The following is a 13,987-nucleotide window of genomic DNA, read 5'->3' as shown; positions in this document are numbered from 1 at the left end:
GTATTTCTGTTATCCGCGTTAAATTTTTTTGTTTTTCGACTTATTTCCTTAATTTTATTCTTTACTTATTATCTATAAATGGTATAATCAAAAGGATTATTTTTCCTAATAAACGGAACTTAATGAGAAATTTTTGACAGGAGATGTGAAAGTGAAAGATACTATCGAAATCAGATGGCACGGACGTGGTGGTCAGGGTGCCAAGACTGCTGCCCTGCTCCTCGCAGATGTGGCATTCAAAACAGGTAAATATGTTCAAGGATTCCCTGAGTATGGTCCAGAGAGAATGGGCGCACCTATCACTGCCTACAACAGGATCAGCAGTGAGCCTATCAGAGTACATTCCAACATTTACGAGCCACAGTATGTGGTTGTAGTTGACGAATCTCTAATCGAACCTGTACATGTGACTGCAGGTCTCGCCGAGGATGGCGCCATCATTATAAATACACCTAAGACTCCGGACGAGGTCCGTCCACTGCTCAAGGGTTACAAGGGCAGGGTATACACACTTGATGCCAAGGAGATCTCCATGAAGACTCTCGGCAAGAATTTTCCTAACTCTCCTATGCTTGCAGCCATCGTTGCTGTCAGCGGAATCATGGAGGAGGGACCTTTCCTCGAAGATATGAGACAGTCATATCAGCACAAATTTGCCAAGAAACCAGAGGTTATCGAGGGCAACATGGAAGCATTAAAGCTCGCCTTCAGGGAGGTAATGAAGTAATGAGAACAGATATAAGCAAGATACATGACAATAGCAAATGGACAGAGCTCACACCTGGAAACCACGTATACGGCGGTGGCACATCCAAGGCATTTAACACAGGTGAGTGGAGGACTTCAACCCCTGTCCTAGACGAGAGCAAATGCGTACACTGTCTTCTGTGCGCACCTGTCTGTCCGGATTCATGCATTCCGGTCGTATCAGGCAAGCGTCTCGCATTTGACCTGGAGCACTGCAAGGGCTGCGGTATATGCGCATACCAGTGCAAATTCGGAGCAATCACTATGAAGGAGGGCAAATAAATGGCTATAAGAGAACGTCTTTCAGGAAATGAGGCTGTGGCACATGCTATAAAGCAGATCAATCCGGATGTTATGCCTGCATTTCCTATAACACCTTCAACTGAGATACCTCAGTTCGTTTCAACATTTATCTCCAATGGAGAGATCGATACAGAATTTATACCGGTAGAGAGTGAGCACAGTGCCATGAGTGCAGCGATCGGCGCAGAGGCTGCCGGCTGCCGTACACTCACAGCCACATCATCATGTGGTATGGCTCTCATGTGGGAGGAGCTCTACGTGGCAGCGTCCAATCGTCTTCCACTTGCCCTCGCACTTGTAAACAGAGCACTCTCCGGCCCTATCAACATCAACTGTGACCACTCAGACAGTATGGGCGCACGTGATACAGGCTGGCTTCAGATATACGCAGAGAACAATCAGGAGGCATATGACAACTTTGTTCAGGCATACAGAATATCTGAGCACAAGGATGTCAGACTTCCTATCATGATATGTCAGGATGGTTTCATCACAAGCCATGCCGTTGAAAACATCACCCTCATCGAGGATGATCTCGTAAAGAAGTTTGTAGGTGAATACACCCCTGAGCAGTATCTGTTAAATCCTGAGATGCCTATGGCTGTCGGTCCTTACGCCACATCTCCTTACTATATGGAGACTAAGATGGCTCAGAACACTGCCATGAAGAATGCAAAGCAGGTTATTCTTGACGTTGCAAAGGAATTCGAGGAGATGACAGGCCGTCACTACGGATTCTTTGAGGAGTACAGACTTGACGACGCTGACTACGCCATCGTTATGATCGGTTCTGCTGCCGGAACAACAAAGGAAGCTATAGATGAGCTGAGAAACGAAGGCAAGAAGGTCGGACTCTTGAAGATCAGAGTGTTCAGACCATTCCCTGGTGAGGAGATTGCAAAGGCTCTCGCCCACACCAAGGCTGTGGCAATCCTTGACAGATCGGAAGGATTCAGAGCAGGCGGCGGGCCTCTCTCAGCAGAGGTCAAGGAGCACCTGTATGACATTCAGGCAACCACAAAGGCTGTCAGCTACATCTACGGTCTCGGCGGACGTGACTACACTGTGGACAGCGCCAAGGGCGTATTTGCACAGCTTGAAGACATGATAGAGAACGGTGCTGAGATTCCTCAGTATCAGTACATAGGACTTAGACAGTAGGAGGTAAGATGAAATGGCATATAATTTTAAAGAAATAATGAACAAGCCTGAGCGTCTTGCTCCAGGTCATAGAATGTGTGCAGGCTGCGGTGGTACGATCACTGTCAGAACTGTACTCCGCGCCCTTCACGAAGGCGACAAGGCGGTCATCGGTAACGCCACAGGATGTCTTGAGGTTTCAACCTTCATGTATCCTTACACAGCTTACGAGGACAGCTACATACACAACGCATTTGAGAACGCAGGCGCAACCCTCTCCGGTGTTGAGACAGCGTACAACGTTCTGAAGAAAAAAGGCAAGATAGATGACACATACAAATTCATCACATTTGGCGGTGATGGCGGAACTTATGACATCGGACTTCAGTCACTGTCAGGTGCCATGGAGCGTGGACATGACATGGTATATGTGTGCTATGACAACGGAGCATACATGAACACCGGTATCCAGCGTTCATCAGCTACTCCTATGTATGCTGACACCACAACCACACCAGTAGGCTCACAGTCAAATGGTAAGATGCAGAACAGAAAGGATCTCGCACAGGTCATGGCTGCCCACGACATCCCATATGTTGGACAGTCTACTCTTCTCGGCAACATGCGTGATCTCTATGAGAAGGCTGAGAAGGCCATATACACACCTGGCGCAGCTTTCCTCAACGTCATGTCACCATGTCCTAGAGGATGGAGATACCCTACAGAGAAGATCATGGACATCTGCAAGCTGGCAGTCGAGACATGTTACTGGCCTCTGTTCGAGGTTATTGAGGGCAAATGGATCCTCTCCTACTCTCCTAAGAAGAAGCTTCCTATCGAGGACTTCCTGAGAACGCAGGGCAGATTCAAGCACCTGTTCAAGCCTGAGAACGAGCACCTTCTCGTTCAGTATCAGCAGGAGGTTGACCGCCGTTGGGAGGATCTGCTGTATAGATGTTCTAAGAATTAGTTAACGAACGGACGAAAGAAAGCCCGCCCAGGGCATATAAACGATTACGTTTGTCTTCCTTCGTTTCAGCTTGCTTCTATCTGCATGCGGCTACGCACGCGATAAGGGCGTTGCGCGCTTCGCCTTAGCAAGAAGCGCTGAAACTCAGTCGACTGCACTACCAATCGTTATATATGCCCTGGGCGGGCTTTCTTTCTGTTTCCGTATATATTCTAATTATTAGAACGTCAAATCATATTTTTAATTTAATTCTGAACTGCTGATTGATACATATTACACCATATGTATTTAAATGTCAGTTAAATGGCACCTCGTAGAAATCATTGAGAGTATATTGCGCATCTTCGCCATCTTCATCTTCGGTTGTTGTTTTCCAGAACATTTTAACCTTGGAGAAAGCCCTTCTTTCCCTCAGAGTCAAGAAGAATATGATATTCCATGCTACTGCTACCATCCTCGAGCACATAGTTCTGAACCAGTTCATCATCTCTGAACACTAGCTGTCCATTTTCATCAAGAACATTCCTGGCATAAAAGCTGCTGAGATTGCTAACCTCTTTTCCATCCAAAGTGCAATACATCATCACATCCTTGACCTGCATATTAACAAACCGATATGACTTTCATATGTCCATTATAACAATTTACTACAAATATGTGCTATAGTGATATACATACATTACATGGAGGTAGAAAACCATTTGAATTGGACCGAAGGACTTATTAACGCAATTGATTATATTGAGACTCACCTTATTGACGGTGAAGTATTGGACCAAAATACAATAGCCAGGCAGGCTTACTCCTCTCCCGACAACTTCAGAAAAGTATTTCATCTAATCACGGGATATACTATAGGGGAATATATCAGAAACCGCCGGCTTTCCCTGGCTGGAGAAGAACTCATTTCATCCAACCGCACGGTGACTGATATTGCACTTGAATACGGATATGACACACCCGAAAGCTTCACGAAGGCTTTCACACGCTTTCATGGAAACTCTCCAACTTATGTTCGAAATAACAAGTCCGGTCTCCATAATTTCACCCGGATTGTATTAAGGGTCACAGCAGATGGGGGATCTATGCTCAACTACAGAATCGTTAAGATCAACAACATGTGTATTGCCGGTTATTCCAGGGTTTTCACAAGCCTCGATACCGCGAAAAATAATATTCTGATTTCAAAATTTACAAGAGAATGCTGCAGTCAAAGCTGGGATAAACTAATGGAAATTAAATCCACTGATGAAAAACCAAATAACTGCTTATTCGGTTACAGATCAAATGATTTTATAAATATTGATAAGTTCAATAATGAAATTTCATGCTTTAATTACACATTTGGACGAATGATCACAAAACAAGAAATTTCCGGATTAAATATATCCGATTATTCGATAACAAGCATTCCTGACGGCGAATGGATCTGTTTTGACTGTTCAGATACTACTCCTGCCGGGCAGCAGTCACTTTGGTATAAAATTTACACAGAATTTCTACCATTTTCTCATTATAACATAGCGCCTGACATAACCTTAGAGTGTAGCAATGTATCATTAAAAAAGGAACAAAATTACCTTCTCCTGCAAATCCGCCCCGACAAGGTTTAACCATTGCTGACAGGTCATAATGCAACTCCTGTGATATTGTTTTTATAGTATTTCTCACTTATGTGATAATTACTAAATACAATCAAAGGAGGCCTTTTATGAAAAAGGAATTAACAATTTTGACCACATTCAGCATAGCTATTATATTAGTTGTCACCGGGTGTCAGCACTCGTCAGCATCTAAGAATGACTCTACTGTCACCCAATCGGTCACCAGCTATTCTTCATCCGAAGATACGTCAATCGAAGAAGCAACAACAAGTGAAACCTCAGTCAAAGAAATCACAACTGAGGAGCTTACTAAAGAAGCGCCAACTCCAACAGGTTTACTTCCAGAGGAACGTGCCAGCATAACCATGGGAAAACTCTCTCCCGAGCACATGTATTATAACGAGGTGACAACTCTTGATCCCGCCTGTGCAGACTATATCAACGAATTATCCATTTATGATGCTGAGATAGATGACACTTTTGTTGTCCATATATCTCTTCCACCTGATTATAACGAAGCAAGCTCATATCCAATGGTTGTTATGACCGATGGAGTCTGGAGACTCAGTGATCACCCTGAACTCAGACCTCTTATGACATCTGGCCAGATACAGGACGTTATCCTTGTCAGCATAGGGTATCCAAACACTTACAATTATGATGTCATCAGAAAAAGAGATCTCCAGACTAACCCTGATTCATTCCTGCATTTTATTGTAGATAACCTGATTCCTTACCTGGAAGAAATATACTCTGTAAACCCTGAAAATATGACTCTCACAGGACATTCCCTGGGTGGATACTGGGCTTACTACGCTCTGTTTCATAATGACACTATAGGAAAGAATACATTTACAAATTATTATATTGGCAGTCCTTCCATGTGGGCAAATACTGACGGCAAATTTATGTCTACGTACGAAGAAGAATATTACAACAGAACACAGACTCTAAATGCTAATGTCTATGTAACCGTAGGTGCAGATGAGGATAAAAACTTCATATCTTCTATCGAGGATTTCTACAATGATTTACAAGAGAGAAATTATTCTGGCTTAAACCTAACCTACGAAAAAATAGAAGGCTATGACCATAACACAGTCTTTAAGCCTTCTATCAAAAATACTCTTCTTATGTTCTATAAAAAAGATTCCGAATAACTATCTGTAGAACCACCAGCATCCATATCTAGGCATGACTGCTCCAAGCTCGCGGAGTGTCTTGCCTGATATGAGATCGGTATATATGTCAGCCTGATCATCAGGCATAGTCCAGATGAGCTGATCCATGTTGCTGAAGTTGAAAAATGCCCTCAGCTCATGTCCTGCATATTCCCTCACTATTCCGAGGACGCTTGCACATCCTGTCTCTATGGTGTAGACATTTGCATTACATGAAAATACATCATGCGATGCTCTTATATCCTCCATGTGGCGCAGCGCGTCAAATATCTTCATGGCTACAGGATCTTTATTTTCAACCTTGTCCCATGGGAAGTTTCCTCTGTGCAGATATCTGCTGTCCGCACATTTGTCCGGATCATTCTTATAAGTATAATCGTTTGTCTGTCCTATCTCATCACCGCTGTACAGAACCGGGATTCCGCTCTGTGCCAGCAGGTATCCATGAAGCATGAGATCACAGGCAATGGCCTGTTCGATCTTGTCTGCATTTGCCTCGTACTGGCCGGCCTCAAGGCCTGACAGGGATGCTGTTGTTCCACACAGACGGGCATCTCCGAGTCTAGGATCATCGTTATAGAGCTCACCTCTGGAATCACTGTTGTATCCCTTTCCTGTGAAATAGTCATTCAGGAACTTCTTGTGTGCCACCTCATCTATGCCGAACTGTGCCAGCCAGTCATAGTCAAGTCCCCAGCCAATATCATCGTGGCATCTGAGGTAATTCAGGAACACATAATCCTTTGGAAGTGCACACACCTGATCCATCTGGCGCTTTAAGAGTCCCACATTCTTCGTGGCTATCGTATTCCACGTGGATGCCATGGTTGTCACGTTGTAGAGCATATGGCACTCTGGCTTGTCAACTGTTCCAAAGTATGGAACTACCTTGGAAGGCTCCATAACGACCTCTCCGAGAAGAAGGACTCCCGGACATACTATCTCACTGATTATCCTCATCATACGGACAAGAGTGTGAACCTGTGGAAGGTTACGGCAGTTTGTGCCTATCTGCTTCCATATATACGGAACAGCGTCGAGTCTGATGACATCTATACCTCGGTTTGCCATATAGAGCATGTTGCCGACCATGTCGTTGAACACCATAGGATTTGCATAGTTCAGATCCCACTGGTATGGGTAAAATGTAGTCATGACCACCTGATTGCAGTCATTTATCCATGTGAAGTTACCAGGCGCCGTAGTTGGGAATACCTCAGGCACAGTCTCCTCATATATGTTAGGAACGAACCAATCATCATAGAAGAAATATCTGGATCTTGCAACAGGATCTCCATTTCTCGCTGCCCTTGCCCACTCATGATCCTCACTTGTATGGTTCATTACGAAATCCAGACAGCAGCTTATACCCTGTCTGTGACACTCTGCAGTGAGGTCCTCCAGATCCTCCATGGTTCCAAGCTCAGGCTTTACCTTTCTGAAATCCGCAACAGCATATCCGCCGTCATCTCTGCCCTTAGGGCTTTCCAGCAGCGGCATAAAATGAAGATAATTCACACCACATGACTTCACATATGGAAGCTTTTCTTTTACACCCTTCAGCGTTCCCGCGAATGCATTTGTGTACATCATCATACCTAACAGATCATTCTGCTTATACCAGTCCGGATTCTTGACACGGCTTCTGTCCAGCTTCTTGAGATCAGCATTTCTCTCCTGATAATAACCATACAGAGAATCGCACAGCCAGTCAAATGCCTCCATATTGTTGTTATAGAGCTCGCAGTAGAGCCACTTGAGCTCGTCATATCTCTCATCAAATCTCTTTGTATATTCTGCAGTCTTTTTCACTGTCTTTGAACCTGCCATTTATCTTCTCCTTTTCTGACTATAGTCAATTAACTTATCATTCTCATTTTATTTACATAATCTGTATCATTACCGTACACAACCTGTTTTAATCTGTTGCCGTATTTTTATCTATTACTGTCTCTCGGCAATGAGCTTCTCAACCTCGGATCTCTCCGGCATAACCTTGAGTGCTCCCTTGCGTGTTGTGATGATCGATGCAGCAGCATTTGCGAATACAAGCATCTCTGTAAGCTTATCAGTGTCAAGATCTTCAAGTCCATTATCAAGTACATAATTCAGCACGCATGCACAGAAAGTGTCCCCGGCGCCTGTGGTCTCTATAGTATTCTCCTGGATAAACGGCTTTGCCTCAGCGACTACATCCCCGTAGTATGCACGGCTTCCATCTCTTCCCATGGAGAGAAGTATCAAAGGTATATTGTATGTGTCCTGAAGTATCTTTATACCCTCGTCAAAATCCTCTCTTCCTGTGAACCACTGTATCTCATTATCTGATATCTTGAGCACATCACACTGTCTCATACCCCAGTCGATCTGATCATGGGCCTCGTCCAGAGTCTTCCACAGAGGCTCCCTGAGATTCGGGTCAAATGTGACGATGCATCCAGCCTCCTTTGCAGCAGCCACAGCCTTCTGTGTTGCAGAACGTGACACCTCGTACGTCAGTGAGAGTGATCCGAAATGGAACAGCCTGGCATCCTTTATGATACTCTCATCCACCTCATCTGCGCTTAACATAATATCCGCCCCCGGATTCCTGTAAAATGAAAAGTCTCTGTCTCCGTCCTCGTATGTATGCACAAATGCAAGTGTTGTGTGTACATCCCTGTCAAACTTCAGATTGTCAGTGTTGATCCCGGCATCAGCCACAACACCGGCAAGCATTTTTCCAAGGAAATCATCCCCTACTTTTCCAACAAATGCAGTCTTCTTGCCAAGCTTCTGCAGCATAGCGAGAACATTGCATGGTGCTCCGCCTGGATTGGCCTCCATCATCATATTGCCCTGGCCGCTGAGCCCGTTCTGTGTAAAGTCTATGAGCAGTTCTCCAAGTGCCACAACATCAAATCTCTTCATGGTACATATCCCCCTTATAATCTAAAATAAATACGTGCCTGTTTATTTAACTGTTTATCAGCAACAACAAATGCATGAAACATGTTTCACCATATATGTGTATTCTACATTTTATCATCGCCAGCCGTCAAGATGATTTTTAAATATGTGTTGTTTTTATTATAGCAGACATACAATTTTAGCATATGGCGACATCTATAATATTCTTGTATTTATGTAACACGAGGCCTTGTAGATATTCATCTCAGTTCTACGCAATAGCATGCTCCAATTCGTTGCTCATAAAAAACATCCCCTGATCATCTGTAATCATAACCCGGGGATGTTCTCCTAATTCAACATGTATTCGCTTTAAATATATGGCTGTTTTGACATATACCGCATTGTATTTACAGTTTTGTCACATTTGCCGCCTGTGGACCCTTTTCACCGTCCACAACCTCATACTCTACTGTATCTCCCTCTTCAAGAACCTTGAAGCCCTCCATATTCAGTGCTGAGAAATGTACAAATACATCTGCTCCATCCTCATCACATATAAAGCCGTAGCCTTTCTTTGCATTAAACCATTTTACTTTTCCTGTCTTCATACTGCTTCCTCCTTAAAAACTACCCGGATTCTTACGATCAGGAAGATCGTCACCCGCCTGATGTACAAAAAAGGGGCACAGAACGATATCGTTCTGTGCCCCTTTGCACTTACACTGACATTATATGACCTGTTGTCTCATATTGCAAGTTTATTTTTTGCGTGCTTTTATATCTTTCTTGATGTCATCAGCAACAGCCACCACTGACTTTTCTATATCTGCTATATCATCCTTTACCTCTTCTGAGATCTCAGATGCCTCCTTTTTCAACTCAGCAGTCTTCTTCTCGGCTTCCTTTTTCAGCTCATCTGCCTTCTTCTCCGCCTCTTTCTTCAGCTCAGCCGCTTTCTTCTCGGCATCCTTCTTTATCTCCTCAGCCTTCTTCTGTGCCGCTGCAGCCTTTCTCTTTGCTGCGTCCACACGCTTCTTTGCAGCAGCCTTGGCCTCAGCTTCCTTCTTCTCAAGCTCAGGTGTCATATCCGTGTAATCGTACTCAAACACAACTGTTGAGAGTGGCGGAACCGTGATGTCTATACTGTAAGGAGTTCTGGCATTCTTCTTGTCCACTGCCTTGACCGGCTTGCCGTTGAGTCTGCCCTTTCCGCCAAACTGTACATCATCTGAGTTGAGTATCTCCTTGTATGTCGTGTAGCACGGAACCGGTATACTGTAATTATCTCTCTCAACCGGAGTGAAGTTACATACGAAAAGCAGCTGCTTCTTCGGAGTTGAGCCTCGTCTTACAAATGAAAGTATGCTCATGTCTGGGTGATCGCAATCTGTCCACTCAAATCCCATTGGATCTGTGTCATTCGCATACATCGCATCATTGGTATTGTAAAGCTTATTGAGCGCTTTGACATACCTCTCCATGCCCTGATTGAGCGGATTGTCTAAGACGAACCAGTCAAGGCTTCTCGCCTCACTCCACTCTCTAGGCTGTGCAAATTCCTGCCCCATAAAGAGCAGCTTCTTGCCCGGATGTCCATACATGAATCCGTACGCAGTTCTGAGATTTGCGAATTTGTCCTCCTCGCTGCCAGGCATCTTTTCTATCATTGAACGCTTGAGATGAACTACCTCGTCATGGGATATGACGAGAACATAGTTCTCAGCATACGCATACGAAAGACTGAAAGTCAGCATGTTCTGGTTGTTCTGTCTGAAATATGGATCCATCTGCATATACTCAAGGAAGTCATTCATCCATCCCATATTCCACTTGAACAGGAAACCAAGTCCGTCCATGGATGCCGGAGCAGTTACACCTGCCCACGCTGTTGACTCCTCTGCTATTAGATATGCCCCCGGATTTCTCTCCTCCATGATGCTGTTTATATTCTGCATAAGTGCTATTGCCTCAAGGTTCTCGTTTCCACCATGTTCATTTGGCAGCCACTGTCCATCCTGCTTGCCATAGTCGAGATACAACATGGATGCCACAGCATCCACGCGGAGTCCGTCTATATGGAACTTCTCGACCCAGAACAGAGCATTTGCCGTGAGGAAGTTTGCCACCTCATTGCGGCCATAGTCAAATATATATGTGCCCCAGTCAGGATGCTCTCCTCTTCTTGGATCCGGATGCTCATAGAGAGGCATCCCATCAAAACGTCCAAGTCCGTGCGCATCCCTAGGAAAGTGTGCTGGCACCCAGTCTAGGATAACACTGATTCCCTTGCTGTGCATATAATCAACGAAATACATAAAATCTACTGCATCACCATATCTGCTGGTCGGTGCATAATAATTGGTAACCTGGTAGCCCCATGAGCCGTCAAATGGATACTCTGATATACCCATGAGCTCTACGTGCGTATATCCCATCTCATTGAGATAGTCTGCCACCATAGGAGCGAGCTCCCTGTATGTGTAGAAGCCTGCATCGTCATCCTCAACCTTCTTGTGCCATGAGCCGAGATGCATCTCGTATATGGACATAGGCATGCGCATTCTGTCAGTACGGCTGATCTTGCTTCTATCCTTCATCCATGATGTATCCTTCCACTTATAGCTGCTTATGTCTGCAACCACTGAGGCATTTTCCGGTCTCATCTGACACTGGTTGCCATATGGATCAGCTTTGTACAGTATCTCACCATATCTGGTCATGATCTGATACTTGTACACAGCACCTGGCTCCACGCCCGGCAGGAACAGTTCGTATATTCCCTCATTTGCCGTGATCTGCATAGGATTTACATTACCATCCCAGAGATTGAAATCACCGACTACACTGACACGTCTTGCATGAGGAGCCCACACTGCAAAGTAGGTTCCACGTACACCGTCTATAGTCATAGGGTGTGCGCCAAGCTTCTCATATATATTGTAATGTCTACCCTCCGCAAAAAGGTATGTGTCAAAATTCGTGATAAGCGATTCAAATGAATATGGATCTGCACTGTTTATAATGGTGCCATCCTCATATGTGGTGACAACATTGTACTTGTTGCCATCGTACTCCTTCTTATCAAAATAAATGGCGAACAGTCCTTCATTTGTCATCTGTTCCATGGTGTGTATCTTCTTGCCTGTGCGCGATGTAACCTCTACCCTGATCGCCCCCGGCTTGTACACAACGATTATCTGACCTTCACCATAATCATGGATTCCCAGCAAATGCTTTGGCGCATTGATCTTGCTGGCAATGAGCTCATCATAGAGCACCCAGTTTATCCACTCCTCGATTCTTTTTCTCATAACTACCTCCCATTATGTAACCTTCTATCTGAATTTGTGTGGACGTGATTTCTTATAGCTTATAACCCTGACTATGATAGTAACCACAAGTCCAACAAATATCGTTCCAACATACACCCAAAGAACCTTCGTTCCCGTACCGGCCGGTATTATATCCGGCAGGACATCGTGTCCCGGAAAAAGCTCCGCATAGCTTTCTCCAAACACCATTCTTCTTATGCCATACATGATTCCGCTGCCGGATACCGCCATGGCTATAAAGCTGATTATTCCTATTATAACGCCTGCAGCGCCGCCCCATACAACACACTCATACAGTCTCCTTCTCCTTATGACTACAAAGCATGCCACCAGAAGCACAATGGATATGAACACACCATTGCTTGCCTTGGATTTGATGTCTGCAAGCTGTTCAAGCCTCATCACATTCTCAGTGGACAGATATACGTTGCCAAACCTGTACTCCTGCTCGCTGTCCCCATCCAGGGCATCCAGCACGATACTGTATTCCACCCACGCATCAAATTCTGATAATTCCTCAGTCTGTCCGTTATTCATGACTGAACTTATCGTGCCGCTATTACTCGGCTTGTAGCTCTTCTCCGCAACCCTGAAAACGCTGAACGAACACATTATCGCCGTGGAGATGATCAGCAAGACCAGCGAAAGTGCCATTATCACCTGAAAAAATCTATATTTAAACATCTGTATATTTCTCTGCTTTTCCTGTATTATAATATGTATGGATCATTAAGACCCACTGCATATATGATACCATTTACCCCTTTTTATGTAAAGGAAAGTAACACGTTGTTTTACTTCATTTTTCTTAGGAAACAACATGAAAATAATCCGCGAAAATGCGCAATTTTTTGTTTTTTAGTCTTGACAACGAATTGCGTTTCATCTATTATATGTGAGTATGTTTACATTGAATTGTCCGTGTCCGGTTTTAATGTAAAACCTTATTATATTTAATTAGATTTTATGGAGGTAAGAATTTTGGCTAATATCAAATCTGCAAAGAAGAGAATCAATGTTATCGAGAAGAAGACACTTAGAAACAAGATGATCAGGTCTAAGGTTAAGACAGTTATCAAGAAGGTTGAGGCTGCTATCGCTGCTGGTGATAAGGCTGCTGCTCAGCAGGCACTTGTTGTTGCTACATCAGAGATCAACAAGGCTGCTTCAAAGGGCATCTACCACAAGAACAACGCTGCTCGTAAGGTATCACGTCTTGCAGTTGCAGTTAACAAGATGGCTTAAGCATCTGGCTGATAACTACATAACTTTGACACAAGGATTTGGATATATTAAACGGCTGCATATATTTGAACCAATCATAGTTATATAAAAAATAACCACTGTTTTCACAGTGGTTATTTTTTTGCCTCAATATCTAATATCATCACCAGTCTCCTACTGCATCTCACACAGCTCCACGATCATGACCTCCATCGCCGCGTTATCCATAACCTGTCCGGTCTTGAGCTTGTAGTCCATGTCCTGACAGTTCTCCACTATGTCTTTAAGCTGTGCCATGCTGTAGCCCCTGCACTGAGCCTTGTAATTCTTCACTGCCCACACCGGGCATCCTGCGATCTTCGCCAGGCTGGCGTCCTGCGCGCCATCTGATAATGCCATCTTTACCAGAAGGAGCTTGTTGAACTGTCTCATGATACATGCGTTTATCATGATCGCCGATTCCTTATTCTCAAGAAGATCGTGATACATACTGCAAGCCTTCTCCTTCTGCTTTGCAATGATGAAGTCTATCATCTGATACACCTTGCTCTCCGCATCCTGACTGCACAGAAGATCCACATCATGCTCGCTGAC

General features: G+C 44.3%; 14 protein-coding genes. 7 read left to right on the top strand and 7 right to left on the bottom strand.

Annotated elements, in window-relative coordinates; all coding sequences use genetic code 11:
* Positions 1-151: 151 nt before the first annotated feature.
* From ABUA34_RS02290 to ABUA34_RS02275, 4 genes are read left to right on the top strand one after another with little or no spacing between them, the layout of a single operon-like run.
* Positions 152-727 (top strand): 2-oxoacid:acceptor oxidoreductase subunit gamma family protein, encoded by a 576-nt coding sequence (locus ABUA34_RS02290; protein ID WP_022217194.1) that lies wholly within the window; start codon positions 152-154, stop codon positions 725-727.
* Entirely contained in the window at positions 727-1,029 is a 303-nt protein-coding gene (locus ABUA34_RS02285) for a 4Fe-4S binding protein (RefSeq protein WP_004848700.1), read from the top strand. The genes ABUA34_RS02290 and ABUA34_RS02285 overlap by 1 nt, the downstream gene beginning before the upstream one ends.
* Positions 1,030-2,211, top strand: a complete 1,182-nt coding sequence (gene porA / locus ABUA34_RS02280) for a pyruvate ferredoxin oxidoreductase, alpha subunit (protein WP_015533185.1) — start codon at positions 1,030-1,032, stop codon at positions 2,209-2,211.
* A gap of 13 nt (positions 2,212-2,224) precedes the next feature.
* Positions 2,225-3,160 (top strand): thiamine pyrophosphate-dependent enzyme, encoded by a 936-nt coding sequence (locus tag ABUA34_RS02275; protein WP_055143972.1) that lies wholly within the window; start codon positions 2,225-2,227, stop codon positions 3,158-3,160.
* A gap of 383 nt (positions 3,161-3,543) precedes the next feature.
* Here ABUA34_RS02275 and ABUA34_RS02270 read toward each other — a convergent pair whose 3' ends face one another.
* Complete coding sequence (locus ABUA34_RS02270; RefSeq protein ID WP_349822786.1) at positions 3,544-3,762, bottom strand: hypothetical protein; 219 nt, start codon at positions 3,760-3,762, stop codon at positions 3,544-3,546.
* Between the two features lie 81 nt (positions 3,763-3,843).
* On the opposite strand from ABUA34_RS02270, the gene ABUA34_RS02265 reads away from it, so the two are divergent.
* Together ABUA34_RS02265 and ABUA34_RS02260 are read left to right on the top strand one after the other, a co-directional pair.
* The gene (locus ABUA34_RS02265) at positions 3,844-4,773 is read left to right on the top strand and encodes an AraC family transcriptional regulator (RefSeq protein ID WP_082418020.1); all 930 of its coding nucleotides are present in this window, start codon (positions 3,844-3,846) and stop codon (positions 4,771-4,773) included.
* 98 nt (positions 4,774-4,871) lie between these two features.
* A complete protein-coding gene (locus tag ABUA34_RS02260; RefSeq protein WP_022217189.1) occupies positions 4,872-5,924 on the top strand; it encodes an alpha/beta hydrolase in 1,053 nt (350 codons plus the stop codon).
* Here the strand turns inward: ABUA34_RS02260 and ABUA34_RS02255 are convergent, their stop codons facing one another.
* The 5 genes from ABUA34_RS02255 to ABUA34_RS02235 form a co-directional block, all read right to left on the bottom strand.
* Entirely contained in the window at positions 5,925-7,775 is a 1,851-nt protein-coding gene (locus ABUA34_RS02255; protein ID WP_055143964.1) for an alpha-amylase family protein, read from the bottom strand.
* A 114-nt stretch (positions 7,776-7,889) separates the two neighbouring features.
* Entirely contained in the window at positions 7,890-8,855 is a 966-nt protein-coding gene (locus ABUA34_RS02250) for a PfkB family carbohydrate kinase (RefSeq protein WP_055143962.1), read from the bottom strand.
* A gap of 389 nt (positions 8,856-9,244) precedes the next feature.
* A complete protein-coding gene (locus ABUA34_RS02245) occupies positions 9,245-9,445 on the bottom strand; it encodes a cold-shock protein (RefSeq protein ID WP_015533189.1) in 201 nt (66 codons plus the stop codon).
* 150 nt (positions 9,446-9,595) lie between these two features.
* A complete protein-coding gene (gene glgB, locus ABUA34_RS02240; protein WP_015533190.1) occupies positions 9,596-12,148 on the bottom strand; it encodes a 1,4-alpha-glucan branching protein GlgB in 2,553 nt (850 codons plus the stop codon).
* 24 nt (positions 12,149-12,172) lie between these two features.
* Positions 12,173-12,853, bottom strand: coding sequence for a hypothetical protein (locus ABUA34_RS02235; RefSeq protein WP_118649257.1), 681 nt, complete (start codon positions 12,851-12,853; stop codon positions 12,173-12,175).
* A 297-nt stretch (positions 12,854-13,150) separates the two neighbouring features.
* On the opposite strand from ABUA34_RS02235, the gene rpsT reads away from it, so the two are divergent.
* On the top strand, positions 13,151-13,414 hold the full coding sequence (rpsT, locus tag ABUA34_RS02230; protein WP_055143958.1) for a 30S ribosomal protein S20: 264 nt from the start codon (positions 13,151-13,153) through the stop codon (positions 13,412-13,414).
* A 153-nt stretch (positions 13,415-13,567) separates the two neighbouring features.
* On the opposite strand, the gene holA is transcribed toward rpsT, so the two are convergent.
* A partial coding sequence (gene holA, locus ABUA34_RS02225; protein ID WP_349822785.1) for a DNA polymerase III subunit delta occupies positions 13,568-13,987 on the bottom strand: 420 nt, incomplete at its 5' end.

The organism is Coprococcus sp. RTP21428st1_C9_RTP21428_210409, from assembly GCF_040227395.1.
In the GTDB taxonomy this organism is placed as follows: Bacteria; Bacillota; Clostridia; order Lachnospirales; family Lachnospiraceae; genus Coprococcus; species Coprococcus aceti.
This window is presented reverse-complemented; position numbering and strand designations above follow the sequence as displayed.